Annotated in this window: 24 protein-coding genes; 13 read left to right on the forward strand and 11 right to left on the reverse strand. The window is 57.8% G+C overall.

The window, feature by feature from the left end:
• The first annotated feature begins 282 nt into the window (after window positions 1-282).
• Complete coding sequence (locus tag N7V53_RS16085) at window positions 283-1,110, forward strand: protein bax (protein WP_076769334.1); 828 nt, start codon at window positions 283-285, stop codon at window positions 1,108-1,110.
• Between the two features lie 48 nt (window positions 1,111-1,158).
• On the opposite strand, the gene xylR is transcribed toward N7V53_RS16085, so the two are convergent.
• The 4 genes from xylR to xylF form a co-directional block, all read right to left on the reverse strand.
• Window positions 1,159-2,337: a D-xylose utilization transcriptional activator XylR gene (gene xylR / locus N7V53_RS16090; protein ID WP_042718640.1), complete on the reverse strand. Its 1,179-nt coding sequence runs from the start codon at window positions 2,335-2,337 to the stop codon at window positions 1,159-1,161.
• Between the two features lie 102 nt (window positions 2,338-2,439).
• The gene (xylH, locus tag N7V53_RS16095; RefSeq protein ID WP_279793991.1) at window positions 2,440-3,621 is read right to left on the reverse strand and encodes a xylose ABC transporter permease XylH; all 1,182 of its coding nucleotides are present in this window, start codon (window positions 3,619-3,621) and stop codon (window positions 2,440-2,442) included.
• Window positions 3,599-5,140, reverse strand: coding sequence for a xylose ABC transporter ATP-binding protein (locus N7V53_RS16100; RefSeq protein ID WP_279793992.1), 1,542 nt, complete (start codon window positions 5,138-5,140; stop codon window positions 3,599-3,601). The genes xylH and N7V53_RS16100 overlap by 23 nt, the downstream gene beginning before the upstream one ends.
• Before the next feature lie 87 nt (window positions 5,141-5,227).
• Window positions 5,228-6,220 (reverse strand): D-xylose ABC transporter substrate-binding protein, encoded by a 993-nt coding sequence (xylF, locus tag N7V53_RS16105; protein ID WP_279793993.1) that lies wholly within the window; start codon window positions 6,218-6,220, stop codon window positions 5,228-5,230.
• 349 nt (window positions 6,221-6,569) lie between these two features.
• Here xylF and xylA point away from each other — a divergent pair, with 349 nt between their 5' ends.
• From xylA to N7V53_RS16125, 4 genes are all read left to right on the forward strand, one after another.
• The gene (gene xylA / locus N7V53_RS16110; protein ID WP_279793994.1) at window positions 6,570-7,892 is read left to right on the forward strand and encodes a xylose isomerase; all 1,323 of its coding nucleotides are present in this window, start codon (window positions 6,570-6,572) and stop codon (window positions 7,890-7,892) included.
• Window positions 7,893-7,931: 39 nt separating this feature from the next.
• On the forward strand, window positions 7,932-9,386 hold the full coding sequence (gene xylB / locus N7V53_RS16115; protein ID WP_279793996.1) for a xylulokinase: 1,455 nt from the start codon (window positions 7,932-7,934) through the stop codon (window positions 9,384-9,386).
• Between the two features lie 122 nt (window positions 9,387-9,508).
• Complete coding sequence (locus tag N7V53_RS16120; RefSeq protein ID WP_279793997.1) at window positions 9,509-10,045, forward strand: isochorismatase family protein; 537 nt, start codon at window positions 9,509-9,511, stop codon at window positions 10,043-10,045.
• Window positions 10,046-10,963: a helix-turn-helix domain-containing protein gene (locus N7V53_RS16125; RefSeq protein ID WP_128481905.1), complete on the forward strand. Its 918-nt coding sequence runs from the start codon at window positions 10,046-10,048 to the stop codon at window positions 10,961-10,963.
• Here N7V53_RS16125 and N7V53_RS16130 read toward each other — a convergent pair.
• Window positions 10,956-11,951, reverse strand: coding sequence for an acyltransferase (locus N7V53_RS16130; protein WP_279793999.1), 996 nt, complete (start codon window positions 11,949-11,951; stop codon window positions 10,956-10,958). The genes N7V53_RS16125 and N7V53_RS16130 overlap by 8 nt on opposite strands.
• Before the next feature lie 171 nt (window positions 11,952-12,122).
• Between N7V53_RS16130 and N7V53_RS16135 the strand changes: the two genes are divergently transcribed.
• From N7V53_RS16135 to glyS, 3 genes are all read left to right on the forward strand, one after another.
• Window positions 12,123-12,422: a YsaB family lipoprotein gene (locus N7V53_RS16135; protein ID WP_279794000.1), complete on the forward strand. Its 300-nt coding sequence runs from the start codon at window positions 12,123-12,125 to the stop codon at window positions 12,420-12,422.
• Window positions 12,423-12,557: 135 nt separating this feature from the next.
• On the forward strand, window positions 12,558-13,469 hold the full coding sequence (glyQ, locus tag N7V53_RS16140) for a glycine--tRNA ligase subunit alpha (protein ID WP_042718627.1): 912 nt from the start codon (window positions 12,558-12,560) through the stop codon (window positions 13,467-13,469).
• Between the two features lie 9 nt (window positions 13,470-13,478).
• The gene (gene glyS, locus N7V53_RS16145; RefSeq protein ID WP_279794001.1) at window positions 13,479-15,548 is read left to right on the forward strand and encodes a glycine--tRNA ligase subunit beta; all 2,070 of its coding nucleotides are present in this window, start codon (window positions 13,479-13,481) and stop codon (window positions 15,546-15,548) included.
• Window positions 15,549-15,908: 360 nt separating this feature from the next.
• On the opposite strand, the gene N7V53_RS16150 is transcribed toward glyS, so the two are convergent.
• Genes N7V53_RS16150 through N7V53_RS16160 form a run of 3 tightly spaced genes read right to left on the reverse strand, consistent with a single transcriptional unit; the run spans window position 15,909 to window position 17,880 of the window.
• Window positions 15,909-16,868 carry a diguanylate cyclase gene (locus N7V53_RS16150; RefSeq protein WP_279794002.1) on the reverse strand — a complete coding sequence of 320 codons (960 nt, stop codon included), beginning with the start codon at window positions 16,866-16,868 and terminating at the stop codon, window positions 15,909-15,911.
• A 2-nt stretch (window positions 16,869-16,870) separates the two neighbouring features.
• Window positions 16,871-17,512 carry a chemotaxis protein CheC gene (locus N7V53_RS16155; RefSeq protein ID WP_042718620.1) on the reverse strand — a complete coding sequence of 214 codons (642 nt, stop codon included), beginning with the start codon at window positions 17,510-17,512 and terminating at the stop codon, window positions 16,871-16,873.
• A complete protein-coding gene (locus N7V53_RS16160; protein WP_054802698.1) occupies window positions 17,509-17,880 on the reverse strand; it encodes a response regulator in 372 nt (123 codons plus the stop codon). Before N7V53_RS16160 ends, N7V53_RS16155 begins: the two co-directional genes overlap by 4 nt.
• 420 nt (window positions 17,881-18,300) lie before the next feature.
• Between N7V53_RS16160 and N7V53_RS16165 the strand changes: the two genes are divergently transcribed.
• From N7V53_RS16165 to N7V53_RS16175, 3 genes are all read left to right on the forward strand, one after another.
• Window positions 18,301-19,920 carry an ABC-F family ATP-binding cassette domain-containing protein gene (locus N7V53_RS16165; RefSeq protein WP_279794004.1) on the forward strand — a complete coding sequence of 540 codons (1,620 nt, stop codon included), beginning with the start codon at window positions 18,301-18,303 and terminating at the stop codon, window positions 19,918-19,920.
• A gap of 174 nt (window positions 19,921-20,094) precedes the next feature.
• A complete protein-coding gene (locus tag N7V53_RS16170; RefSeq protein WP_279794102.1) occupies window positions 20,095-21,057 on the forward strand; it encodes a hypothetical protein in 963 nt (320 codons plus the stop codon).
• A complete protein-coding gene (locus N7V53_RS16175) occupies window positions 21,057-21,644 on the forward strand; it encodes a hypothetical protein (RefSeq protein WP_279794005.1) in 588 nt (195 codons plus the stop codon). Before N7V53_RS16170 ends, N7V53_RS16175 begins: the two co-directional genes overlap by 1 nt.
• Window positions 21,645-21,695: 51 nt before the next feature.
• Here the strand turns inward: N7V53_RS16175 and N7V53_RS16180 are convergent, their stop codons facing one another.
• The gene (locus N7V53_RS16180; protein ID WP_042718609.1) at window positions 21,696-21,989 is read right to left on the reverse strand and encodes an HTH-type transcriptional regulator; all 294 of its coding nucleotides are present in this window, start codon (window positions 21,987-21,989) and stop codon (window positions 21,696-21,698) included.
• A 390-nt stretch (window positions 21,990-22,379) separates the two neighbouring features.
• Here N7V53_RS16180 and N7V53_RS16185 point away from each other — a divergent pair, with 390 nt between their 5' ends.
• Complete coding sequence (locus N7V53_RS16185) at window positions 22,380-23,090, forward strand: DUF3053 domain-containing protein (RefSeq protein WP_042718608.1); 711 nt, start codon at window positions 22,380-22,382, stop codon at window positions 23,088-23,090.
• A 333-nt stretch (window positions 23,091-23,423) separates the two neighbouring features.
• Window positions 23,424-23,744, forward strand: a complete 321-nt coding sequence (locus N7V53_RS16190) for a hypothetical protein (protein WP_279794006.1) — start codon at window positions 23,424-23,426, stop codon at window positions 23,742-23,744.
• Between the two features lie 67 nt (window positions 23,745-23,811).
• Here N7V53_RS16190 and ghrB read toward each other — a convergent pair whose 3' ends face one another.
• Window positions 23,812-24,786, reverse strand: a complete 975-nt coding sequence (ghrB, locus tag N7V53_RS16195) for a glyoxylate/hydroxypyruvate reductase GhrB (RefSeq protein ID WP_054802695.1) — start codon at window positions 24,784-24,786, stop codon at window positions 23,812-23,814.
• Complete coding sequence (locus N7V53_RS16200) at window positions 24,783-26,075, reverse strand: MFS transporter (RefSeq protein WP_054802694.1); 1,293 nt, start codon at window positions 26,073-26,075, stop codon at window positions 24,783-24,785. The genes ghrB and N7V53_RS16200 overlap by 4 nt, the downstream gene beginning before the upstream one ends.
• Window positions 26,076-26,113 lie beyond the last annotated feature (38 nt).

Below are 26,113 nucleotides of genomic sequence, written 5' to 3' on the forward strand. Positions count from 1 at the left end.
CCCGTCTGCTGGCACGGGTGACTCCTCCCGATCGCCGGTTCGCCAGGGAGGAGAGCGAGGGTTGAGAAAATACGTAAAACGTGCGGTTTTCAATATTGCGATAATCACCGCAATTTTAAGAACTTGTGCGTTTTATATGCAGTTTACTGATGACATAGTTTCAGAATTGGATTATTTCTGTACGTGCCCGATAAGGTTAATTTTGGTATGATTTGCGATTCAGCCCGCAAAATCGTGCATAAAAGAAGGCGTTGGAATGCTTATATCCGACCAGGAGACCTAATGATATCGATACCCATGCGACGAAGTGGGGCGACGATACTCATGTTTTTCACCTTGATGTTTTCAGGTGGAGTGCTGGCAAAAACGCACACAGAAACAGCGAGTCACAAAGCCCACGTCACTAAGGCAAGCGTAAAAAAACAGGCAAGCAGTAAGAAAGAGTATTCTCGCAATAGTGTAAAAAGCCGTTCACTTCCTGATTTGCGAAAATACCCTTCCGGGACACCACGAAAGAGAGCGTTTCTCCGGACCGTAATGCCTTACATCACCAGCAAAAACGCTGCGATCACCGCGGAGCGTAACTGGCTGCTCAGAAAACAGTACGACAGCCAGTGGTCGCCCTCTGAGCGCACGCGCATGAAGGATATTGCCAAACGCTACAAGGTAAGCTGGTCCGGGAATACGCGCCGTATTCCGTGGAACACGTTGCTGGAGCGCGTTGACATTATTCCGGACAGCATGGTCGCCACCATGGCCGCAGCAGAGAGCGGCTGGGGCACCTCTAAGCTGGCGCGCAGTAACAACAACCTGTTCGGCATGAAGTGCGCGAAAGGCGCCTGTAAAAGCGGCTCGGGCCGAGTGAAAGGCTACTCGCAGTTTGGCTCGGTGCAGGAGTCGGTAGACGCCTACGTCACCAACCTGAACACGCACGCGGCCTATGCTTCATTCCGTAAATCCCGTGCGCAGCTGCGTAAAGCGGACCAGGAAGTAACGGCGACGGCGATGATCCACAAGCTGAAGGGCTACTCCACCCGCGGCGCGAGTTATAACAACTATCTGTTTGCCATGTATCAGGACAATCAGCAGTTAATTGCCGCCCACATGTAACCCCGCTTGCTGAAACGCCTTCCACCCGGAAGGCGTTTTTCTTTGCGTCTAAATGAGGATTTCGCTGTAGCGGTCGCGGTAATCCTTCGGCGTGCTGTCGTAGGCCTTGCGGAAGACCGAGTAGAAGTACTGCAATGACGGGTAGCCGCACATCTGCGAAATCTCATTGATAGAGAGCGAGGTGGAGATCAGCAGGCTGCGCGCTTTCTCCAGCTTCTCGGCGTGGATCACCGCGTGAATGGTTTCGCCCACCTCCTCCTTGAAACGCTTCTCCAGATTGGAGCGCGAAATACCGACCGCATCCAGCACCTGATCGACCTTAATGCCTTTGCAGGCGTGGTTGCGGATGTAGTGCATTGCCTGAATCACCGCCGGATCGTTCAGCGAGCGGTAGTCCGTTGAACGGCGGGCAACCACCCGCATCGGCGGCACCAGCAGACGCTGCAACGGCATCGCTTCGTTATCCAGCAGCCGGTGCAGCAGCTTCGCGGCCTGGTAACCCATCTGCCGCGTGCCCTGCGCCACCGAAGAGAGTGCGACGCGGGAGAGGTAGCGGGTCAGCTCTTCGTTATCAATGCCGATCACGCACAGCTTCTCCGGCACCGGGATATGCAGATGGTCGCAGACCTGCAAAACATGGCGCGCCCGCGCGTCGGTAACGGCGATAATCCCCGTTTGCGGCGGCAGCGTTTGCAGCCAGTCGGCAAGACGATTTTGCGCATGCTGCCAGTTTTCCGGCGCGGTGGTCAGCCCCTGGTAGACCACACCGCGATACTTCTCCTGCGCTACCAGCTGGCAGAAGGCATATTCCCGCTCGGCGGCCCAGCGCTTGCCGCTCGAGGCGGGCAGGCCGTAAAAGGCGAAGCGATGTACCCCTTTCTCTTTCAGGTGCAGAAACGCGCTCTCGACCAGCGCGTGGTTGTCGGTAGCGATATAGTGCACCGGCGGGTAGTGCTCCGGCGTGTGATAAGAGCCGCCGACGCCGACAATCGGCACATCGACATCCGCCAGCAGCCGTTCTATCTCGCGGTCATCGTAGTCGGCGATCACGCCGTCGCCGAGCCACTCCTTAATGTTCTCAATGCGCGCGCGGAAATCCTCCTCGATAAAGATATCCCACTCCGATTGCGACGCCTGAAGATACTCTCCAACCCCTTCGACCACCTGGCGGTCGTAGGCTTTATTCGCGTTAAATAACAGTGTGATGCGATGGCGCTTTTCAAACATAGTGGTTCGCTTCCTGACTATTCATCAGTTCTGATTACCATATTCAACACACTGCCGGACAAAAATAATCCGGCAGTGTGATCGCGCCTCGGTTCGCCCGGCTCAGGCGCGACGTTTGGTGGCGGAGTCCATCCACACCGCCAGCAGTAAAATGGCTCCTTTGACGATGTACTGCCAGAAGGTGGGGACATCCATCATGCTCATGCCGTTATCCAGCGAGGCCATAATAAACGCCCCCATTACCGCGCCCGCCACGCTGCCGATGCCGCCCGCGAGGCTGGTGCCGCCAATCACGCAGGCGGCAATCGCATCCAGCTCGGCAATGTTCCCGGCCGACGGCGAACCGGCACCGAGACGCGAGCTGAGGATAAGCCCGGCAATCGCCACCATCAGGCCGTTAATCGCAAAGACCGCCAGCTTGGTGCGCTCAACGTTAATACCGGAGAGCCGCGCCGCTTCAAGGTTGCCGCCGATGGCGTAAATGCGGCGGCCAAAAGCGGTGCGCGTTGCCATAAACAGGCCTGCCAGCAGCAGAAAGACCAGCAGCAGCACCGGTGTCGGCACGCCGCGGTAATCATTCAGCAGCCAGATGGCACCGAGCACAATTACCGCGATCAGCGCCTGGCGCCCTACCGCATGGCCGGAAGGGGAGGTGGCTAAGCCCAGCGACTGGTGGCGCATGCGCCCGCGCCACTGCCAGAGCACAAATGCCACCAGCCCGAGCGCGCCCACGCCGAAGCCCACGCCGTCCGGCAGATAGCTTTGACCGATTTGCGACATCGCCGCGCTGGTGGGGGAAACGGTGGTGCCGTTGGTAATGCCGATTAACACGCCGCGAAACGCCAGCATCCCGGCAAGGGTGACGATAAACGACGGCACTTTGCGATAGGCCACCCACCAGCCGTTCCATGCGCCGAGCAGCAGGCCAAGCAGCAGCGTCACCACCACCGTGAGCGGCAGCGGCCAGCCGAGCCAGACGTCGAAAATGGCTGCCGCACCGCCCAGCAGGCCCATCATCGAGCCTACCGAGAGGTCAATCTCCGCTGAGATAATGACAAACACCATCCCCACCGCGAGGATGCCGGTGATGGCGGTCTGGCGCAGCAGGTTAGAGATATTACGCGCGCTCAGGTAGGCACCGTCGGTCATGCCGGTGAAAAAGAGCATGATCACAACGATGGCCGCAAGCATCACAAACACCTGCAGGTTGAGTGATTTCAGCCCGGAGAAGGGGCCCGGCGACGCGGTGGATAACTGATTTTCAGACGGGTTGCTTTTCGACATGATGTTCGCTCCTCAGCGCCGCTTCCATAACCTGCTCCTGGGTCAAATGACGGTTGATAAGATCGGCTTTCAGCTTCCCTTCGTGCATCACCAGCACGCGGTCGCTCAGGCCCAGCACTTCGGGCAGCTCGGAGGAGATCACAATCACCGCGATCCCCTGCTGCACCAGTTGGTTAATCAGTTTGTAGATTTCATACTTCGCGCCGATATCGATGCCGCGCGTCGGCTCATCGAGGATCAAAATGCGCGGGTTGAGCAGCAGGCAGCGGGCGAGAATCGCTTTCTGCTGGTTGCCGCCGCTCAGCCGGCCAATCGCCAGCTCCGGCGACGAGGTTTTTACTTTCAGCCGCTGGATGGACTGCAAAATGCACGCCTGCTCGGCGGCGTCATCGAGGCTACTCAGGCTGCCGGTAAACTGGTTTAGCGCCGCCAGCGTGATGTTTTTGCCCACCGCCATCACCGGCACAATGCCGTCGCGCTTGCGATCCTCCGGCACCATGGCGATGCCGTGGCCAATCGCCTGCTGGCAGTTGCGGATCTCAACCGGTTCACCATCAAGGTAAATTTTCCCCTCCCAGCGCCCCGGCCAGACACCAAACAGGCACTGCACGGCTTCGGTGCGCCCGGCCCCGACCAGCCCGGCAATGCCGAGGATCTCGCCGCGCTTGAGGCTAAAGGAGACGTCGTTGACGCGTTTGATATGACGGTTAACCGGATGCCAGGCGGTAAGGTGCTCGACGCGCAGGATCTCCTCGCCATGGGTGTGCGGTTCATTGGGGTAGAGCGCCGTCAGCTCGCGGCCGACCATCATGGTGATGATGTCATCTTCACTCATCCCCGCCGCATCACGGGTGCCGATGTGCTTCCCGTCGCGGATAACGCAGATAACGTCGGAGATGGCTTTCACTTCATTAAGCTTATGGGAGATGTAAACGCAGGCGATATCGTGGTTGCGCAGGTCGCGGATGATATCGAGCAGCACCGCCGTCTCCTGTTCGGTCAGCGAGGCGGTCGGCTCATCTAAAATCAGCAACCGCACCTGCTTGTTCAGCGCTTTGGCGATCTCCACCAGCTGCTGCTGGCCCAGCCCTAAGTCACCGACGCGGGTATCGGGGGAGATGGCGAGGCTCACCTGTTTGAGCAGCTTCTCGCAGCGCAGGGTCATCTGATCGTAATCCATCACACCGTGGCGGGTGATCTCCGCGCCAAGGAAGATGTTCTCCAGCACCGTGAGATGCTTCACCAGCGCCAGCTCCTGGTGAATGATGGCGATCCCTTTGCGTTCGGTATCGCGGATATGGCTCGCTTGCAGAATCTCGCCGGAAAAGTAGATTTCGCCTTCATAGCTGCCGGTCGGGTAGATTCCGCACAGCACTTTCATCAGGGTCGATTTACCCGAACCGTTTTCGCCGCACAGGGAGAGCACTTCGCCCGCGTTAAGTTGCAGGCTGACGTTATCAATCGCCTTCACGACGCCGAAGGTTTTGGTGATGTTCTTCATTTCGAGTAAGTAAGGCATGGCTGCTCCACGTCGATCGCTTGTCAGACAGCGCCTGAAGTGAGGGCGGCGGCGCGTCTGATTCAGAGCTCAGGCGCGCCGTCGTTTTCAGAGCTGGTTCTTCTGGTGGAAGCCGTCTTTGATCACCGTGGCGTCAATATTCTCTTTGGTGACTTCAATCGGCGTCAGCAGGCGGGCAGGCACATCTTTCAGGCCATTATTGAGTGAGGCATCGGCCTTCGGCTGCTTACCGTTGCCAAGCTCGACGGCGATCTCCGCCGCGGTGTTGGCAAGCTGGGTGATAGGTTTATAGACGGTCATCGTCTGGCTGCCGTTCATCAGGCGTTTGACCCCGGCGAGATCCGCATCCTGGCCGGAGATGGCAACTTTGCCCGCCAGCCCTTGCGCACTCAATGCCTGAATAGCGCCGCCAGCGGTTGCGTCATTCGAGGCCACCACGGCATCGATTTTATTGTTATTGGCGGTCAGCGCGTTCTCCATTATTTTCAGCGCGTTTTCCGGCAGCCAGCCATCGACCCACTGATCGCCGACAATTTTAATTTTGCCGCTGTCGATATAGGGCTTCAATACCTTCATCTGCCCGGCGCGGAACAGCTTGGCGTTATTATCCACCGGCGAGCCGCCCATTAAGAAATAATTACCCTGCGGCACCTTATTGACCAGGCTTTGCGCCTGTAATTCCCCGACTTTTTCATTGTCGAAGGAGATATAGAAGTCGATATCCGCATTATTAATCATGCGGTCATAGGCCAGAACTTTAATTCCTTCCTGTTTGGCTTCTTTCACAACGTTACTTAATACCTGACCGTTGTAGGGAATAATAACCAGCACGTCGACGCCGCGGTTGATCATATTTTCGATTTGCGACATCTGGGTCTCTTCATTACCGTTCGCCGACTGGACAAAGACATCAGCACCGAGGGATTCGGCTTTCTTCACAAAAATGTCGCGATCTTTTTGCCAGCGTTCAAGACGGAGATCGTCAATCGCCATGCCGATTTTTATCGTTTTGGCATAGCTGAACGTGCTGGCAAGCAGCAGGGTGGCGCAGAGTGTAAGGCAGAGATTCTTTATCTTCATAATAGGAATACCTTTCGTAGGGTGGTGTGCGAGATAAAAGAAACGTGCACTGCTTAGAACGAGCAAATTCTTAACGCAGAATGGAATAGTGGCAATTACAGATTTTAATAGGCGGGTTACGTTTTTTGGTTTATTTGCTGATTTATGACCCCGATCTTATTTTAAAAAAAATAAAACTGGCGTTGCATAAAAAACAGGAAAGCACTTCGCAGCAACTTTTGCGGTTATTTTGCGAGCCAGCGCACGTTTGCGTATTCTCTCAATGGCAGTGTGAAATAACGTAATTGAGCAAGGCGCAGAGAGAATCCAGTATTAACTCAGATATGTTCACTCGCCAATGGAGCTCATTATGCACGCTTATTTTGACCAGCTGGATCGGGTTCGTTATGAAGGTTCAAAGAGTACGAATCCGCTCGCGTTTCGTCACTACAACCCGGATGAGCTGGTGCTCGGTAAACGCATGGAAGATCACCTGCGTTTCGCCGCCTGCTACTGGCACACCTTCTGCTGGAACGGCGCGGATATGTTTGGCGTCGGCTCCTTCGATCGTCCCTGGCAGCAGCCGGGCGAGGCGATGGCGCTGGCAAAACGCAAAGCCGATGTCGCCTTCGAATTCTTCCATAAGCTCAATGTGCCCTACTACTGCTTCCATGATGTCGATGTCTCCCCGGAAGGCGCCTCGCTGAAAGAGTACCTGAGCAACTTTGCCGAAATGGTCGATGTGCTGGGGGAAAAACAGCAGCAGAGCGGCGTCAAGCTGCTGTGGGGCACCGCAAACTGCTTCACTAACCCACGTTACGGCGCGGGCGCAGCCACTAACCCGGACCCGGAAGTCTTCAGCTGGGCGGCCACCCAGGTGGTAAGCGCGATGAACGCCACCCATAAACTCGGCGGCGAAAACTACGTGCTGTGGGGCGGACGCGAAGGGTACGAAACCCTGCTCAATACCGACCTGCGCCAGGAGCGCGAGCAGATTGGCCGCTTTATGAACATGGTGGTTGAGCATAAACACAAAATCGGTTTCCGCGGCACGCTGCTGATTGAGCCAAAACCGCAGGAGCCGACCAAGCACCAGTACGATTACGACGCCGCGACGGTCTATGGCTTCCTGAAACAGTTCGGGCTGGAAAAAGAGATCAAGCTCAATATCGAAGCCAACCACGCCACCCTCGCGGGCCACTCCTTCCATCATGAAATCGCCACCGCCATTGCGCTGGGGCTGTTTGGCTCCGTCGATGCCAACCGCGGCGATCCGCAGCTCGGCTGGGATACCGACCAGTTCCCGAACAGCGTCGAAGAGAATGCGCTGGTGATGTATGAAATTATCAAAGCGGGCGGCTTCACCACCGGCGGCCTCAACTTTGACGCCAAAGTGCGGCGCCAGAGCACCGATAAATACGATCTTTTCTACGGCCATATCGGCGCGATGGACACCATGGCGCTGGCGCTGAAAATCGCCGCGCGCATGGTGGAAGAGGGCGAGCTGGATAAACGCGTCGCCAAACGCTACGCGGGCTGGAATGGTGAGCTGGGCCAGCAAATTTTGCAGGGGCAGCTTAGCCTTGCGGAGCTGGCGAAGTACGCTGAAGAGCAGAACCTGGCACCGCGTCACCAGAGCGGTCACCAGGAGCAACTGGAGAACCTGGTCAACGCCTATCTCTTCGATAAGTAACCGGCTTCTGCGCGGCACACTCAAAAAGGAGTAGTCACTATGTATATCGGGATCGATCTCGGTACCTCGGGCGTGAAGGCGATTCTGCTCGGTGAGCAGGGCGAGGTGCTGGCCTCCCATACGGAGAAACTCAGCGTCTCTCGCCCACACCCGTTATGGTCGGAGCAGGATCCCGAAAGCTGGTGGCAGGCGACGGATCGCGCCATCCAGGCGCTCGGTGCGGCGCATTCGTTGCAGCAGGTAAAGGCCATCGGCCTTGCCGGGCAGATGCACGGCGCGACGCTGCTCGATAGCGAAAATCGTGTTCTGCGCCCGGCGATCCTCTGGAACGATGGTCGCTGTGGTGAGGAGTGCGGGCTGCTGGAAGCGCGGGTCGCTAACGCTCGTGCGATCACCGGTAACCTGATGATGCCGGGCTTTACCGCGCCGAAGCTGCTGTGGGTGCAGCGTCATGAACCGGAGATCTTCGCTAAGGTGGCGAAGGTGCTGCTGCCGAAAGATTACCTGCGGCTGAAGATGTCCGGCGTCTTTGCCAGCGATATGTCCGATGCCGCGGGCACCATGTGGCTTGATGTGGCGAAGCGCGACTGGAGCGACGAGATGCTCGCCGCCTGCTCGCTGTCGCGAAGCCATATGCCAACGCTGTTTGAAGGCAGCGAGATCACCGGCGAACTGCTGCCGGAAGTTGCCCGGCGCTGGGCGATGCCGGTAGTGCCGATTGTTGCAGGCGGCGGCGACAACGCCGCTGGCGCGGTCGGTGTCGGTATGGCGGATGCGGGGCAGGCGATGCTCTCGCTCGGTACATCCGGCGTCTACTTTGCCGTCAGCGAAGGGTTCCTCAGCAAGCCGGAAAGCGCGGTGCACAGCTTCTGTCACGCACTGCCGGGGCGCTGGCACCTGATGTCGGTAATGCTGAGTGCGGCCTCCTGTCTGGACTGGGCGGCGAAACTGACCGGCATGGCGTCGGTGCAGGCGTTGATTAACGCCGCGCAGCAGGCGGATGAGAACGCGGGCGATATCTGGTTTTTGCCCTATCTCTCCGGGGAGCGCACGCCGCACAACAACCCGCAGGCAAAAGGCGTCTTCTTTGGTCTGACTCATCAACACGGCCCGGCGGAGCTGGCGCGCGCGGTGCTGGAAGGGGTGGGGTATGCGCTGGCAGACGGGATGGATGTGGTGCACGCCTGCGGCGTAACGCCGCAAAGCATTACCCTTATCGGCGGCGGCGCGCGCAGCGACTGGTGGCGGCAGATGCTGGCGGATATCAGCGGCTTGCAGCTCGATTACCGCACCGGCGGGGATGTTGGCCCGGCGCTCGGCGCGGCGCGGCTGGCGCAAATCGCCGTTAATCCCGACGTACCGCTGGCAACGCTGTTGCCGCAACTGCCGGTGGAGCAGCAGCATCAGCCGGACGCGCAGCGCCATGCGCACTATGCCGCGAAGCGCGACACCTTCCGCCGCATCTATCAGCAGCTGTTGCCGCTGATGTCATAACCTTTTCGGCCCGCCGGTAAACGGTGGGCCGTAATCACCCTGATGTTGTCCTTTTTTGGTCTTAGCAGCAGCGTAAACCCTTGCCAGAATAGCGTTAACCCCACTGAGCAAGGAGTCCTGAAATGACCCGTACCGCCCTGATTAACATCGACACCCAGCAATCCTTTTTCCACCGTGACTTCTGGCAGGATAACGACTTTCCCGCCTTCCAGCAGGCGATGCTGACGCTGATTGCCGGTTGCCAGGCGCGCGGCATTCCGCTGGTGGATATCTTTCACGTCGCCGACAACGGCCCCTTCTCGCTGGAGAGCGGTTTCGTGAAACCGATGCCCTTTTTGCAGCACCAGGCGGATGTCACCTTCCATAAGCATGTCCACAATGCCTTTACCGATACTGGTCTCGATCGCTGGCTGCGTCAGCGCGATATCAATCATCTGATCATTTGTGGTATTCGTACGGAGCAGTGCTGTGAAACCACCGCCAGGGTGGCATCGGATCTGGGCTATCGCGTGACCTTTGTCAGCGAAGCAACGCTCACTTTCCCGATGACGCACAATGGCGTGACGCTGGATAGCCACACGCTGCGCCACCGTACGGAAACCGTGCTCGTCGGGCGCTTTGCCGCCATTAACACCGTCCAGGAGACGCTGGAACAATAAATGTGTGATGTCTGGTTTGTGATGCTGCCCGGCGTGCTGGCGCTCGATATGGCCGGTCCGGCGGAGACCTTTGCGCAGGCGCAGGAGACCTTTCGCCTGCACTACATCGGCCCGCAAGCGGAGGTGGCAACCTCTCTTGGGTTAACGATGGGCAACATCGCGCCGCTGCCGGAGACGTTGCCGGAGGGGAGCCTGCTGGTGCTGCCCGGCGTCAGCGATTCTTCGCAGTTATTTGATACGCCGCAGGCAACGCAGGTGCGCAACTGGTTGATGCGCCTGCAACCGCTGCTCCACCGCCGGGCGATTACGCTGATGTGCGTCTGTTCCGGCGCGATGCTGGCGGCGAAAGCCGGGCTGTTAAACGGGGTTCAGTGCACAACGCATCACAATGTGATTGCCCGCTTGCAGGCGCTCGAACCGGCGGCGCTGGTTAAAGAGAACCGAATTTTTATTGAGGATCGCGGCATCTGGACCAGCGCGGGCATCACCTCAGGCATCGATCTCGCCCTGCACATTATCAACCGCTTATGCGGGCCGGCGCGTGCGCTGGCGGTCGCGCGCGAAATGGTGGTCTGGTTTCGCCGCTCCGGCGACGATCCGCAGCTTTCACCGTGGCTGCGCTATCGCAACCATCTCCACCCGGCGGTGCACCGGGCGCAGGATGCGCTGACCGCTGAGCCGCAAAAAGCCTGGCAACTGGCGGAGATTGCCGCGCAGGCACACGTCAGCGCCCGGCATCTGACGCGTCTTTTTCAGCAGCATCTGGGGATCAGCGTGCGCGACTATCTGGAGCAGCTGCGGCTGGTGATTGCCGAGCAGGCGCTGTTGCAGGGCCAGGGCGCGGAGCAGGCGGCGCTGGCCGCCGGTTTCTCCTCCCCGCGCCAGCTGCACCGGGCACGGGCGCGAATTGCTAGCTGACAAACCGCCGCCGGTCGATGCGCTGCACCAGCATCGAGAGCGCCAGGCTCGCCGCCAGCGCCGCGCTGAAGACCCACAGAATGTCGAGCAGCGGCCAGTTTTGCACCTCAACGCCGCGCGTACGCAGCGCATGAATAATCAGCGCGTGAAAACCGTAAATACCCAGCGAGTGGCGCGAAATCAGCGCCAGCCCCGGCAGGGTACGGCTATTGAGGGTGTTTTTGACCAGCGTAAACAGCGCGATGGCGCAGAGAAAGACCATCGGGCCGCAGTAGAGATACCAGGTATCGGCGAAGTTGCCGCGCCATCTCAGCTCATGCAGCGTACCGCGTGAAATCGCCACCACCGCCAGCACCACTACCGCGGCGCTCAGCCAGTTCAGCGCCCGTTTTTGCGTCTCCATCATACCGATGGCGCGCCCGAGAATGGCGTAGAGCACATAGTAAAAGGTATCGCCGTTGATATAGAGATTGATCGGTAGCCACTCCACGCCATCGCTTTTCAGCGTCACCAGATTGGGGTTGGCGACGATGCCAATCACCGCAATCAGCGCCAGCAGCATCTTGCCGCTCAGGGCTTTGACCTGAATCAGGGGCGAGAGCAGGTAGATAACGATGACGGCGAAGAAGAACCACAGATGGTAAAAAATCGGCTTTTGCAGCACGTTCTTCAGCGACAAATCGCTGTTAATCGAAGTAAACAGCATGATGTAGAGCAGGGCGATGAGGCTATAAAACAACAGGCAGAGGCCGATACGCAAAAAGTGGCGCGGCTGGGCGCTGCGTTCGCCATAAAAGAGGTAGCCTGAAATCATAAAAAAGAGGGGAACGCTGACGCGCGAGGCGGAGTTGAGCAGATTGGCAACATTCCAGTCGAAGCTGGTAACGGCGGCTGGATTAGTAATGTACCAGGTGGTGGTGTGGATCATGACCACCATTAAACAGGCTATCCCGCGTAAATTATCTATCCAGTGAATTTTTGACGGCATCACTTCCTCAATTTCTTATTGTCGACAAATATCCTAAGACTGGTAATTTACCTGCGTATCTCTTTGGATAATTCTGAGTTTTCCCACGCGTGGTTGTGCACTAAGCGCAGTGCTGCACAATGGCGTTTTTGGCCGTTCACCCTATCAGCCCGCAAGGAAATGCGTAAGAAAATGATGAAGTTTACTCTGCCGATGCTGATGTTGCTGCTGACAAGTTGCAGTGCGCCCGAGAAAATGCCGGAGCAGAAGGCGCAAACGGCACGGCCTGGCCCGACACGCTCCCTCGATATGGAGCAGCTCTGCCGGCAAAATGCCGCACACCGCTACAACACCGGAGCGGAAAAAGTGAACGTTACCGGTTTCGAACAGTATCAGGGCAGTTACGAGATGCGTGGCGTTACGCCGCGTCATGAAGCGTTTGTCTGCACTTTTGACGCTGAAGGGCAGTTTTTGCATCTTTCGATGCGTTAAGCCCCATAATACGCGCCAATGCCGCCGCTATTTCCCAATTTTCCGTAAACAACCCCGTTTCGTACTGTATATCTTGCAGTCAGCGGGTATACTGGTCGCTTCCTTTAAATCCACACGTATCCAGCACGAAATAATATGCAAAAGTTTGATACCAGGACCTTTCAGGGTCTGATCCTGACCTTACAGGATTATTGGGCTCGTCAGGGCTGCACCATCGTTCAACCTCTGGACATGGAAGTGGGTGCCGGTACTTCGCACCCGATGACCAGCCTGCGCGCGCTGGGCCCGGAGCCGATGGCAACTGCCTACGTTCAGCCTTCCCGTCGCCCGACCGATGGTCGCTACGGCGAAAACCCGAACCGCTTACAGCACTACTACCAGTTCCAGGTGGTGATTAAACCCTCTCCGGACAACATTCAGGAACTGTACCTCGGGTCACTGAAAGAGCTGGGTATGGACCCGACCATTCACGATATTCGTTTCGTGGAAGATAACTGGGAGAACCCGACGCTGGGTGCCTGGGGTCTTGGCTGGGAAGTGTGGCTTAACGGCATGGAAGTGACACAGTTCACCTACTTCCAGCAGGTTGGCGGCCTTGAGTGCAAGCCGATCACCGGCGAGATCACCTACGGTCTGGAACGTCTGGCGATGTACATTCAGGGCGTAGACAGCGTCTACGATCTGGTCTGGAGCGACGGCCCGCTGGGTAAAACCACTTACGGCGACGTGTTCCATCAAAACGAAGTGGAGCAGTCCACTTACAACTTCGAATACGCCGATGTCGACTTCCTCTTCACCTGCTTTGAGCAGTATGAGAAAGAGGCTCAGCAGCTGCTGGCGCTGGAAAACCCGCTGCCGCTGCCGGCTTACGAACGCATTCTGAAAGCCGCCCACAGCTTCAACCTGCTTGATGCGCGTAAAGCCATCTCCGTCACCGAACGCCAGCGCTACATTCTGCGCATCCGTACGCTGACCAAAGCAGTCGCTGAAGCCTATTACGCTTCCCGTGAAGCCCTTGGCTTCCCGATGTGCAACAGAAATAAATAAGAGGCGGCCATGTCAGAGAAAACATTCCTGGTGGAAATCGGCACCGAAGAGCTGCCACCAAAAGCCCTGCGCAGCCTGGCGGAGTCCTTCGCTGCCAACTTTACCGCTGAGCTGGATGCGGCAGGCGTTGCCCACGGCGACGTTAAATGGTTCGCCGCGCCGCGCCGCCTGGCGCTGAAAGTGGCAAATCTTGCCGCCGCGCAGCCGGATCGCGAAGTTGAAAAACGCGGCCCGGCCATAGCCCAGGCGTTCGACGCGGAAGGCAAACCGAGCAAAGCGGCTGAAGGCTGGGCGCGCGGCTGCGGTATCACCGTCGATCAGGCCGAGCGTCTGACCACCGACAAAGGCGAATGGCTGCTCTATCGCGCCCATGTGAAAGGCGAAAGCATCGAAGCGCTGCTGCCGAACATGATCGCCACCTCGCTTAGCAAACTGCCGATCCCGAAACTGATGCGCTGGGGCGCGTCGGACGTGCACTTTGTACGTCCGGTTCACACCGTTACCCTGCTGCTGGGCGACCAGCTGGTTCCGGCAACGATCCTTGGCATTCAGTCCGATCGCGTCATCCGCGGCCACCGCTTTATGGGTGAGCCGGAGTTCACCATCGACAACGCCGATCAGTACCCGCAGATCCTGCTGGAGCGCGGCAAAGTGATGGCGGATTACGCCGAGCGTAAAGCCAAAATCAAAGCGGACGCCGAAGAAGCGGCGCGTAAGATTGGCGGTACCGCCGATCTGAGCGACAGCCTGCTGGAAGAGGTCACCTCTCTGGTCGAGTGGCCGGTGGTGCTGACCGCGAAGTTCGAAGAGAAATTCCTCGCCGTTCCGGCGGAAGCGCTGGTCTACACCATGAAGGGTGACCAGAAGTACTTCCCGGTATATGGCAACGACGGCAAACTGCTGCCAAATTTCATCTTCGTCGCCAATATCGAGTCGAAAGATCCGCAACAAATTATCTCCGGTAACGAAAAAGTGGTGCGCCCGCGTCTGGCGGATGCTGAGTTCTTCTTCAATACCGACCGTAAAAAACGCCTGGAAGATCACCTGCCGCGTCTGCAAACCGTGCTGTTCCAGCAGCAGCTCGGCACGCTGCGCGACAAGACCGATCGTATTCAGGCGCTGGCGGGCTGGATTGCCGGTCAGATTGGCGCAGATGTGAACCACGCAACGCGCGCGGGCCTGCTCTCCAAGTGCGACCTGATGACCAACATGGTGTTCGAGTTTACCGACACCCAGGGCGTGATGGGCATGCACTATGCGCGTCACGACGGCGAAGCGGAAGACGTTGCCGTTGCGCTGAACGAGCAGTATCAGCCGCGCTTTGCCGGTGATGAGCTGCCGTCTAATCCGGTGGCCTGCGCCGTAGCGATTGCCGATAAGATGGATACCCTCGCGGGGATCTTCGGTATCGGCCAGCATCCGAAAGGCGATAAAGACCCGTTCGCGCTGCGCCGTGCCGCGCTGGGTGTGCTGCGTATTATCGTCGAGAAGAACCTGGCACTGGATCTGCAAACTCTGACCGAAGAGGCGGTGCGTCTCTACGGTGATAAGCTGACGAATGCCAAAGTGGTCGACGATGTGATCGACTTTATGCTGGGCCGCTTCCGCGCCTGGTATCAGGACGAAGGTTACAGCGTTGATACCATCCAGGCGGTGCTGGCGCGCCGTCCGACCAAACCGGCAGATTTCGACGCGCGTATGAAGGCGGTTTCCCACTTCCGTACGCTGGAGGAAGCGGCGGCGCTGGCGGCAGCCAACAAGCGCGTCTCCAACATCCTGGCGAAATCTGACGAAACGCTGAATGAGAACGTGCAGGCGGCGGTGCTGAAAGAGGCCGCAGAGATTAAGCTGGCGGGCAACGTGGTGGTTCTGCGCGATACCCTGCAGCCGTTCTTTGCCGAAGGGCGCTATCAGGAAGCGTTAATCGAGCTGGCGCAGCTGCGCGAGCCGGTGGATGAGTTCTTTGAGAACGTGATGGTGAACGCCGACGATAAAGAGGTGCGCATCAACCGCCTGACGCTGCTGGCGAAACTGCGTGAACTCTTCCTGCAGGTTGCGGATATCTCGCTGCTGCAGTAATCGTTCAGTCGATAAAAAACCCGCTACGGCGGGTTTTTTTATGCCCCAATATTGCCGGAGCGTGTTGCCGGATGGCGGCTACGCCTTATCCGGCCTACGGTTACATGCCATCGCTCCACCCATGTAGGCCGGATAAGCGAAGCGCCATCCGGCAAAGCAGCCGGCTCGGTGCCGCCGCTCCGCCCACGTAGGCCGGATAAGCGAAGCGCCATCCGGCAAAGCAGCCGGCTCGGTGCCGCCGCTCCGCCCACGTAGGCCGGATAAGCGAAGCGCCATCCGGCAAAGCAGCCGGTTTCGTGCCGCCGCCCTGCGCCCACGTAGGCCGGATAAGCGAAGCGCCATCCGGCAACACCGCCCAACTCAGCGGCGTGGCGCGTGGGTGAATCGACGAAAGGCGGTACTGACGCGTACGGTGTTGCGCCCGGCGCGTTTCGCCTCGTAGAGCGCGTTATCCGCGCTCTGGATCAGCTGCCCATATTCGGTATGGTTCTGCTGACACAGGCTGGCGACGCCGATACTGACGCTGACGCAGCCATCCGGGGAACTGGCGTGGGGAAGCTCCAGGCGCTGCACGCTGGTGCGCAGCTTTTCTGCCAGCTCCACCGCCGCTGCCGAGCGCGTTTCCGGCAGCAGGGCGCAAAACTCCTCGCCGCCATAGCGAAACAGGATCTCATTCGGGTTACAGAGCGTGCCGCGCATCGCCGACGCAATCTGTTGCAGGCACTCGTCACCGTGCTGGTGGCCATAGCTGTCGTTGTAGGACTTGAAGTAGTCCACATCGATCAGCAGCAGCGACAGTGGTTTATTGTTGCGCTTGCTGGCGCGCCACTCGCGCTCAATGCAGAGATCGAAATAGCGGCGGTTGCCGACGCCCGTCAGGCCATCCGACAGGGATTGCGACAACAACTCATGGGCCTGATCGCGCAGCAGCGACTCACGGCGGACTGCCGCAGTGACATCGACAATCTGAATCAAGCAGTAACGCTCGGCATCGCCGAGTGGAACAATGGTCACCGCCTGGCTGAGACGGGCGGTTGGCCGCGCCGGTTCCGCATAGAGCGGAAAAGGCGAGCGGTGTAGCGATTGTGAAAGTAGGGAAGATAAATTGTGACCAATGGCCTGACGGATCGCATCGCCAACGCGGTGATAGGTCAGGTCCGGGAAGACGGAAAAAAAGTCTTCGCCAACGGTGTCGCTGGCCGCCCGCCCGGTATGCGTCTCTAACCACGCATTCCACAGCGCGATACGGTACTGCGCATCCACAAGGATGACACCGAGGCTGAGGGCTGAAAACGCATCCAATAACAACTTATCTTTCATGATTAATGCATTCCGCTGGGAACACTACCGGATTCTAAACGGCTGATATAAAGCCGAACCTGCTCGCGTAAGTCGCACAGAGCGGACATATCGAGGATAAACGCGAGATAGCCCTGGATCTGCTGGCGTTCGAGCGCAAAATCAATGCGCAGCATCATAACCAGCGGATCGTTCTCATCTTTTTCCGGGTTGAGGATCTCTTCGCTACTGCCAACCCGCACCACCGGCAGCGACCCTTGTAGCTCTTTCTGGAACATATTTGCCAGCGTACCGACGCAGGCGTTGAGCACGATATTGCCAATCTCGCTCATCGCTTCGCGCTCCATCTCGCCCAGTTCGTGCGCCGGGATCAGATCGCCAACCATCATGCGGACGATTTCGAAACTGGCGGCTTCCGGGAACATCAGAATCGCTTCGGTGGCATAGGCCCCTTCGTAATGCTGGCTAATGCCGAACAGCGATACGCCAGCCCCCATCTCGTCGGCCGCTTTCGAGCGCGGCGTAAAGCGGATGGTCGGCACCGACATGCGCACCTCTTCGTTGACGATGTTGCTCATCGCCGCCGCTGCGTGGCCGACGCCGATGTTGAAGATCTCCATCAGGCTGTCCGCTTCAATCTCGCTGATATCGGGCAACTCGGTCATGGCTGGCTCTCCAGGCTCTTCAGCATGGCGTGAAGCTGCGGCTCTTTCAGCGGTTTTGGCAGAAAACCGAGGCCCATCTCTTCGGCGGCAGCCTGCACAGAGTTCTGCACGTTAGCGGTGAGCAGCACAATGTGGGTCTGCGGGTGCGTCTGACGCAGGCGTGACGCCGCTTCAATACCGCCAATGCCGGGCATATTCACATCAAGCAGAATCAAATAGGGAGTGTTCGCCGCGGCGTGGGCAATCGCCTCTTCGCCCGTACCGGCCTCATCAATGCTCCAGTCGCTGTGCAAGTTAAGAACATACTGGCGGGAAATCATGCGTGACAGGCGGCTGTCATCGACAATCAGAATATATCTGGACATCATTCATTCTCATTTTAGGATTCAGGGCCTGAAACCAGAACAATGCTTTACTTCCGGATCTCCTCCCTGAGCACTACTGAACGATATGCCACCGTTATGCGTTTGGGGTAACGCGCGGTTTTATCGTCTCCTTTCTGAAATGGCGATCCTGGATTGCACGCATGGCCTGCTACTTTCAGTTAAGTCACCTTATTCATCGGCAATATTGCGCAAACAATTAGCCCTCAATTTTGCGCACCGCGACGTAAAGATGAAAATTTGACCTTGAACCTGGCCTGGCTCTCTGGCTATCCTGTGCGGCGACGAACTTCTCGTCTCACTGGAGCGCACCCGGAAAATGAACAAACACGACTGATGAATCCGCCACCTTGTTAAACGCTCGCGCGTTGGCAAGGCCGTTAACGATCTCATTCAGGAGTGCTTATGGCTCATTGTGCGCAGTCACCCGCCTTTATTTTGCATCAGGTCACCTGTCAGTTTGCGACGGGCGAGACCCTTTTCGGCCCGCTGAATTTAACCCTCGACGCCTCGCTGTGCGGGCTGGTCGGGCGTAACGGCGTCGGCAAAACAGAACTTTTACGCCTGCTTGCCGGGCAAAGTCAGCCCGCGTTCGGGCATATCGAATCCGCAGTGCGCTGGGCGTATGTCGCGCAGCAACACACCCTCTCTTCGCAGACTACCCTTGCGCAGCTGCTCGGCTATGGCGAGATCTTCGCTGCGCTTAAGCGCGTGACGGAGGGGAACTACCAGCCTGCCGACCTTGAGTTACTTGAAGGGCAGTGGGATCTGCATGAGCGGCTTGAGGCCGCCTTTTCGCAGGCCAACCTGCCACCGTTCGCGCCGGACAATCCCGCTGCGGCTTTAAGCGGCGGCGAGCGCGTTCGGGCACTGCTCTGCGGCGCGTTTATGACCGGCGCGGATTACCTGTTACTGGATGAACCGACTAATCACCTTGATGGAGAAGGGCGGGCATGGTTTAGCGACCAGCTCCGGCAGCATAAAGGCGGTGCCCTGATCGCCACTCACGACCGGCAGCTGCTCGGCGAGATGTCGCGCATTGTTGAACTGACGCCCGCCGGGCTTCGCAGCTACGGCGGCAATTACGCTGATTATGAGCAGCAGCGCGAGGCGCAGCAGCAGGCCGCCCGCGCGATGCTGGATCATGCCGCCGTTGAGCGTCGGCGAGCGCGCAGCCGAATGCAGAAGGAGCATGACGCCAGCCTGCGGCGTTCGGCGAAAACGCTGCGCACCGTCGATACGCTCAACATCGCCTCCTTTGAGCGGGTGAAATATAAAAACCTCGCCAAAGAGCGCCCGGCGAGCTGGCGCAAGCAGCATCAGCAGCAAAATGAGGCACTTAACGCTGCGGTCACCGAGGCGCGTGAGCGGGTCGAGGAGGAGATGCCGGTGCTGCTTACGCTGCCCGGCAGCCAGGTGCCGCCGGGCAAGCAAGTGCTGGTGCTCGACGACGTTGTGCTGCCGCACGTCGCGCTTCCTCCCCTGAGCCTGCGCATCGACGGCCCGTTGCGCGTTGCCATTCGTGGGCCAAATGGCTGCGGCAAATCGACGCTGTTAAAGGCGATCCTCGGCGAGTTATTGCCGCTGGCAGGCGAATGTCACCGTTCGGTCACCTGCGCGTGGCTGGATCAACATCTCTCACAGTTCGATCTCTCGTTATCGGTGCTTGAGCACCTTCAGCGGGGTGACTCATTGCTGGAGGAGGGGGTGCTGCGCAGCCGTCTGGCGCAGCTACAGCTGGGCGCGGAGAAAGTGATGTTGCCGCTGGCAGCCCTGAGCGGCGGCGAGCGGTTGAAAGCGGCGCTTGCCTGCGTGCTCTGGCAGCGTGATGCCACGCAGCTGTTACTGCTGGACGAGCCGACCAACCATCTCGATCTTGCCTCCACCCGTGCGATTGAGGCGGCACTGGCGGATTTTCCCGGCGCGATGCTGGTGGTTTCGCATGATGAAGCGTTTCTTGCCGGGCTTGGGTTGACGCACAGCCTGACGTGGTACGCCAGCGGATGGCGCTGGCAGCAAGCGTGAGCGGGCAACCAATTCTCGTAGTCAATCCTGCTCTAAACTTGAGTGATGAAAATAAACGCGATACGGTTGCCTGCTGTTAATAAGAAGTAACATAAGTGAAAGCGATAGATATGCTCACGCTGTTTAGCCCCGGCTGGACAGCTTCTGCTACGCCACCGCCACAAGGAAACGATGATGAATCTGCCAGGAATGAACCCCGAACGAAATCTGCCGGGGTATGAATTTGCCCGTATGACCGGTGCAGGAGCGAGTGATTTTGATTTTAAAGCCCTCGGCGCCGCAATGGATTGTACCCGTGAATTTGCCGACGCAGGCATCATCTATGCCGATGGCCCCGAGCGTTACCTGGTGCGTCCGAGTAAACGCCATCCCAACGGGCAGAGCGGCATCGTCACTCACGTTATCGTCACCAAAGCCGCCGCCCAGCCGACCAACTCCAGCAACGGTAAAGCGCTGACGGAAGCGGTCTCTGCAACCTCTATGGGCACCGAGATCGCCTCGACGGTGCTCTCCTGCGGCGCGATGCTTATCACCGCGGGCGTGATGGCCGCCGGTACCGTCGCCACACCGCTCACTGCGGGCGGCAGCACCGTGCTGGTGGCGATTGGCTATGCGGGCACGGCGGCGACCGGTTTGCAGTGCCTTAACGGTATCTATCGCGTGTACGATCTGGTGGAGAACGGCGGTGAAAATGTCGCCTGGCTGGATTCCCAGGAGTGGTATGTCGCCACCTCAACCTCGCTGGATCTTATCTCGCTGGCGAGCGCCGGCGGTGCGCTGAAAGAGGCGCTGGCGACCTGGAAAGCGATGAAGTCGGTCTCTTCGCTGAAAGCGACGCAGTGGCTGAAAGAGTATCCGCGCCAGGATCGCGCCCGTCTGACGGAGCTGATTATTCGCGCGCAGAACCCCGGTATCAGCAATAAAGGCATCAAGGCCGCCATCCGCGCCGGGCTCTATCCGAAACGCTTCCCCGTCGAGCCGGTACAGGTTGAGCTGACCCGCCAGTTGGGCCAGGTGGTGACCAGCGCGGCGGCACTGATCGGCAGCGGGGTGAGCGGCGTCATTGCCGCACCGGGCAACGTGCCGCGCACCGGGCGCTATATCGTCGGCACCATTCAGTCGCTGGCGGTGATCTGATGTCGTTGTTGAGCTGGCTGACAGGATCGGTGTTCTACGATTTATGGCAGCACGGGCGTGAAATCGAGCCGCTAATAGCGCGCAAAGATCAACGCGTCCTGTCGCGCTCCACGCCCGAGCTGGAGCGCCACTTTGCCAAACCCGCCGCCGAGCAGCCGCGCCAGAATGGCTTTCCGGTGGCGTTTGTGATCCTGCTGCTGCTGGTGGCGTTTGCGCTCAATTTGCTTTCTCTGCTGCGACTCTTGCCGGGGTTGACGCCGCCACTACACGCGCTCGCCTTTTTTGCCCCTGCACTGGTCGTGCTGGCGACAACCCTCAGCAGCATGTTTATGCTGGCGCGCGGATTTAGCGCCGGGCTTGCCGGTTTCGCGTATCTCTTTAGCGGCTTACTGCTGGTCACCGTGGCGCAGTTGGTGATTAATCTGCTGACGGGCGGCGGCGCGGCGATACCGTTGCTGATTGCATTGGCGGCATTAGTCGGGTGTCGGCGGTTGCTGAATGGCGAAGGGTTTGTGCTGTTTGCGCTTTACTGTCGAACAGCGCGTCTGACAAGAGTGGCGAGGGAGTTGCGGTTGAAGTCTCGTTAAGGCGGGAAAAACATAAACCCCCGGCGTGGCGGGGGCTCTGACCGTTGCAGCTTAGTCAATAAGCTGCTTGCTGAGCATCGGATTCGAATGAATCAGGCGCATCAGTTTCATCTCGGTGGCGGTGGGGGTTATACGTTGTGATTCCCACTCATGCACCATTGAGACTGACACTCCCATCGCACGAGCGAAGTCGTCAATCTTCAGACCGGTTCCACGTCGCAATTGTTCAAAGTCACTAAAGGAATTCGGCTTCTTGCTCAGGGTTCCCGTCTGCGCAACATCTTTCTTAAATACGATCTGTTCGAGACTGCTCATCAGTTCAAACATCGGGTCTTTGTACTCCATTGAGCACTCCTCATAAAATCACACAGCGGATATCGTGATACAGCCTGATAAGAGTAGTCGGAAAAAAACCTGGCGTATGATTTCGCCAGTGATTATTTACGTGGTAAGCGGGGTAGATGTGCTGAAAATGCACCTTCTGCCGCTTAAGTTTTGTTTAATTGATTGATTAATAAGAGAGCGATTTTGCTCGGTATAAATTTGTAAATCGTCAGCAAAAATTTGGATTAAGAATAATCTGACCGCGATCACGGAAAATATCGTGCCAAAACGGATCCGCACGCTTTTGTGTGTAATGAAGGGGTATCTTGCGAGGCTGACCTGGACTATCCTTGTAGGCCGTTGGGCACGCGTGTGCCGAGAAGCGGTTTTATGGGTGAAAGGAGTAATAAAATGGCGACAGGACAGTCCTGCTCTCGCTGGTTTGCGTCTCTTGCGGCGCTATTAATGGTGGTAAGCCTGAGTGGGTGTTTTGATAAAGAAGGCGATCAACGTAAAGCGTTTATCGATTTCCTGCAGAATACGGCAATGCGCAGCAGCGAACGTCTGCCGGCGCTGACGGCGGATCAGAAAAAACAGTTCGGCCCGTTTGTCTCTGATTATGCGGTTATCTATGGCTATTCCCAGCAGGTGAACCAGGCGATGGATTCCGGTCTGCGCCCGGTCGTTGATAGCGTTAATGCCATCCGCGTTCCGCAGGATTATATGACGCAGCGCGAGCCGCTTCGCCAGGCCAACGGTTCTCTCGGCGTGCTGAGCCAGCAGTTGCAGAACGCGAAAATGCAGGCCGATGCTTCTCATGCCGCGCTCAAGCAGGCAGACGATCTGAAACCGGTCTATGACCAGGTTTACACCAAAGTGGTGACCAACCCGGCTAACGCGCTGCAACCGCTGATCCCGGCGGCGCAGGTCTTTACCCAGCAGCTGGTGCAGGTTGGCGACTTTATCGCGCAGCAGGGCACGCAGGTGAGCTTTACGGCGAACGGCATTCAGTTCCCGACCTCCGAGCAGGCCAGCCAGTATAACGCGCTGATTGGGCCGCTGGCGGCGCAGCATCAGGCATTTACCCAGGCCTGGACGGCAACCGTCTCAGGAATGAAATAAGTAATAAGGTTACGGTGAAGCGCGGTTGCTAATGGCTGGCGCGACACCTGCTACATCCGAGCCTGAAAGGAACGGCCTGTTAATGGCCGTTCCGCTCCTCTTCAGGCAGACGAGGAAGCTATGTCAGCGCTTTTTCCTCTACATTCATCTGTCACAGTGAATCTTCGCAAACAAGTCGCCGTAAATGGCTGAGCCAGCCCATCGCCTTTACCCATGAACGCGGTTAGATTTCAACGTAGGGGTTATTTATCAGTGGAGATAACCAAATACTTACATTTTGTTCCATGGATATTGGTTGTAGTAATCATCTTTTCTTCACTTAAAGGAATAAAGGTGAATAAAGAAGAGAACACGCTAATCAGGCAGTGGAACAGCAGAGGAAAATGGCAAGGTGAAGTGACCGCTGCCTCCGTTGTTGAGTGGAAGCAGCTGAGCGTCATGCATAATTTTGACTACTTCTACCTGTTCACGCTGGAATGCATTATCAGCGGGGAAAAAACGGTACTGAAAGCCGCGGGCGTGATACCGGTATCGCAAGTGAAGCTCATTAAGAAGGGCGCGTCTGTAGTGCTCAAATACAGTCTTAACCCTCCAAAAACTGCCGTTGAAAACATTGTCGATCCCGAGGGGCAAGAGGCTGTCGATTTACCGTAGCAGTAAGCGGATGCAGGTATAAAAAAAGAGGCGATACGATCGCCTCTTTTTTATTGCTCAATTGATCTTAGCGAACGACCTGCGGGTTAACGCAGTTCTGCTCCACCTTGCCATTGAGCGCATCAATCAGGTTATCGACCGCGCAGGCCGCCATGTTGTAGCGCGTCTCATGGGTTGCAGAACCGATATGCGGCAGTGCCACAACGTTGGGCAGCGACAGCAGCGGTGAGTCCGCTGGCAGCGGCTCCTGCTCAAACACATCCAGCCCGGCGGCGTGGATTTCGCCGTTTTGCAGCGCCTCAATCAGCGCCGCTTCATCCACTACCGGACCGCGCCCGGCATTAATAAAGATGGCGGATTTTTTCATCATCGCGAACTGCGCTTTGCCGATCAGATGCTGCGTCTCTTCAGTGAGCGGCAGCACGACACAGACAAAATCGGACTCTTGCAAAACCGTTTCCAGATCGCAATGACGCGCCTGAAAGCGCTCTTCCGCTTCTGCGTGTTGGCGGCGGGCGTGGTAAAGGATCGGCATACCGAAGCCACAGTGCGCGCGCTGCGCCAGTGCCAGGCCAATGCGCCCCATACCGACAATGCCCATCGTTTTATGGTGTACATCAATGCCGAACCAGTCCGGCCCGATGCTTTTGGTCCATTCGCCCGCTTTGACCCGCTCAGCCACATCCACCACCCGGCGTGCGCTGCTTAGCACCAGCGCCATAATAGTGTCGGCCACGGTTTCGGTCAGCACGGTTGGGGTGTGCATCAGGGCAATCTTGCGCGCGTTCAGCGCATCCACATCAAAGTTGTCATAGCCTACCGAGATGGTCGAGGTGGCACGCAGCTGCGGCATCTTCTCCAGCAGCGCGCTGTCCACCGTCTGGCTGGAGCCTAACAGCCCCTGCGCGTTGGCAAATGCCTCGGCATGTTGCTGCACCGTTTCTGGTTTCAGGTTAGCAACCTGGGTCACGGTAAAGTGCGTCTCCAGTCGTGCGAGCAGATCATCGGGCAAGGCTTTGTACAGGATGATAGATGGCTTCATGCGGTTCTCCCTTGTGACGGTGCGCCTGCCGGAATCTGCTTATTGTTAGCAGGCTTAACAATTAAAGTAAGCCATACAGAGGCGAAAAGCGCCACCCCCATAAATATGTACGAAGCGGACGGGCTGCCGGTCGCGCCGTTAAGGTAGCCGACAAACCACGAGCCGCAGAACGAGCCGAGCGCGCCCATGCTATTGATTAATGCCATTGCGCCGCCCGCAACATTACGCGGCAGCATCTCCGGGATAATGGCGAAGAAGGGGCCATACGGTGCGTACATTGCCGCCCCGGCAATTACCAGCAGGGTGTAGGAGATCCAGAAGTGGTTTGCGCCCACTGCCCACGAGCCGATAAAGGCGAATGCGCCAATCAGCAGCAGCGGCCAGACAAAGAGTTTGCGGTTTTGCAGCTTATCGGAGGCCCAGGAGGCGAGGATCATCGCAATGGTCGCCGCCAGGTAAGGTACGGAAGAGAGCCAGCCCACTTCCACCATGCCAAGGTTGTCGCCGCCGCTGCGGATAATGGACGGCAGCCACAGCACAAAGCCATACACGCCGATGCTCCAGGCGAAATATTGCAGGCAGAGCAGCACCACATTGCGCGAGCGGAAGGCTTCGCTGTAGTTGCGAACCGCTTTAATGCCCTGCTGCTCTTTATCAAGCTGCGTTTGCAGCGCGCGTTTCTCATCTTCGCTCAGCCACTTCGCTTCGGTCGGTTTATCTTTTACCAGCACCCACCAGCAGAAGGCCCAGATCACCGCCGGTACGCCTTCAATGATAAACATCTCGCGCCAGCCGAAAGACTGGATCAGATAGCCGGAGACCACCGACATCCACAGCACCGTGACCGGGTTACCGAGTATTAAAAAGGTATTCGCCCGCGAGCGTTCCGATTTGGTAAACCAGTTACTGATGTAAATCAGCATCGCCGGCATCACTGCCGCTTCGACCACGCCGAGGATAAAGCGGATGGCGGCCAGCATTGGGATATTGCTCACCACGCCGGTCAGCGATGCGCAGGCACCCCACAAAATCAGGCAGATAAAGATCAGCTTACGCACGCTGCGCCGTTCGGCGTAGACCGCGCCGGGGATCTGGAAGAAGAAGTAGCCGAGGAAGAAGAGCGCGCCCAGCAGCGAAGAGACGCCTTTGGTGATGCCGAGATCTTCGTTAATCCCGGCCGCGGAGGCGAAGCTGAAGTTCGCGCGATCGAGGTAGGCCAGACTGTAGGTGATAAACACAATCGGCATGATATAGAGCCAGCGTTTGGCTGAGTTGGTGGCGTTGCTCATAAGGTTGCCTCTATGGTTGAGGTTATTTTCCACCTGTC

This window comes from Kosakonia sp. HypNH10, assembly GCF_029850615.1.
Classification (GTDB): domain Bacteria; phylum Pseudomonadota; class Gammaproteobacteria; order Enterobacterales; family Enterobacteriaceae; genus Kosakonia; species Kosakonia cowanii.

What these genes read in the sequence shown, in the direction of transcription:
- N7V53_RS16150 (WP_279794002.1), bottom strand. Translation starts at nt 16,868, where the DNA reads ATGAAAGATAAGTTGTTATTGGATGCGTTTTCAGCCCTCAGCCTCGGT.
- N7V53_RS16130 (WP_279793999.1), bottom strand. Translation starts at nt 11,951, where the DNA reads ATGCCGTCAAAAATTCACTGGATAGATAATTTACGCGGGATAGCCTGT.
- N7V53_RS16180 (WP_042718609.1), bottom strand. Translation starts at nt 21,989, where the DNA reads ATGGAGTACAAAGACCCGATGTTTGAACTGATGAGCAGTCTCGAACAG.
- xylH (WP_279793991.1), bottom strand. Translation starts at nt 3,621, where the DNA reads ATGTCGAAAAGCAACCCGTCTGAAAATCAGTTATCCACCGCGTCGCCG.
- N7V53_RS16170 (WP_279794102.1), top strand. Translation starts at nt 20,095, where the DNA reads ATGAATCTGCCAGGAATGAACCCCGAACGAAATCTGCCGGGGTATGAA.
- ghrB (WP_054802695.1), bottom strand. Translation starts at nt 24,786, where the DNA reads ATGAAGCCATCTATCATCCTGTACAAAGCCTTGCCCGATGATCTGCTC.
- N7V53_RS16200 (WP_054802694.1), bottom strand. Translation starts at nt 26,075, where the DNA reads ATGAGCAACGCCACCAACTCAGCCAAACGCTGGCTCTATATCATGCCG.
- N7V53_RS16085 (WP_076769334.1), top strand. Translation starts at nt 283, where the DNA reads ATGATATCGATACCCATGCGACGAAGTGGGGCGACGATACTCATGTTT.
- xylA (WP_279793994.1), top strand. Translation starts at nt 6,570, where the DNA reads ATGCACGCTTATTTTGACCAGCTGGATCGGGTTCGTTATGAAGGTTCA.
- N7V53_RS16125 (WP_128481905.1), top strand. Translation starts at nt 10,046, where the DNA reads ATGTGTGATGTCTGGTTTGTGATGCTGCCCGGCGTGCTGGCGCTCGAT.
- N7V53_RS16155 (WP_042718620.1), bottom strand. Translation starts at nt 17,512, where the DNA reads ATGACCGAGTTGCCCGATATCAGCGAGATTGAAGCGGACAGCCTGATG.
- N7V53_RS16185 (WP_042718608.1), top strand. Translation starts at nt 22,380, where the DNA reads ATGGCGACAGGACAGTCCTGCTCTCGCTGGTTTGCGTCTCTTGCGGCG.
- N7V53_RS16100 (WP_279793992.1), bottom strand. Translation starts at nt 5,140, where the DNA reads ATGCCTTACTTACTCGAAATGAAGAACATCACCAAAACCTTCGGCGTC.
- glyQ (WP_042718627.1), top strand. Translation starts at nt 12,558, where the DNA reads ATGCAAAAGTTTGATACCAGGACCTTTCAGGGTCTGATCCTGACCTTA.
- N7V53_RS16120 (WP_279793997.1), top strand. Translation starts at nt 9,509, where the DNA reads ATGACCCGTACCGCCCTGATTAACATCGACACCCAGCAATCCTTTTTC.
- xylB (WP_279793996.1), top strand. Translation starts at nt 7,932, where the DNA reads ATGTATATCGGGATCGATCTCGGTACCTCGGGCGTGAAGGCGATTCTG.
- N7V53_RS16160 (WP_054802698.1), bottom strand. Translation starts at nt 17,880, where the DNA reads ATGATGTCCAGATATATTCTGATTGTCGATGACAGCCGCCTGTCACGC.
- N7V53_RS16135 (WP_279794000.1), top strand. Translation starts at nt 12,123, where the DNA reads ATGATGAAGTTTACTCTGCCGATGCTGATGTTGCTGCTGACAAGTTGC.
- glyS (WP_279794001.1), top strand. Translation starts at nt 13,479, where the DNA reads ATGTCAGAGAAAACATTCCTGGTGGAAATCGGCACCGAAGAGCTGCCA.
- xylF (WP_279793993.1), bottom strand. Translation starts at nt 6,220, where the DNA reads ATGAAGATAAAGAATCTCTGCCTTACACTCTGCGCCACCCTGCTGCTT.
- N7V53_RS16165 (WP_279794004.1), top strand. Translation starts at nt 18,301, where the DNA reads ATGGCTCATTGTGCGCAGTCACCCGCCTTTATTTTGCATCAGGTCACC.
- N7V53_RS16175 (WP_279794005.1), top strand. Translation starts at nt 21,057, where the DNA reads ATGTCGTTGTTGAGCTGGCTGACAGGATCGGTGTTCTACGATTTATGG.
- xylR (WP_042718640.1), bottom strand. Translation starts at nt 2,337, where the DNA reads ATGTTTGAAAAGCGCCATCGCATCACACTGTTATTTAACGCGAATAAA.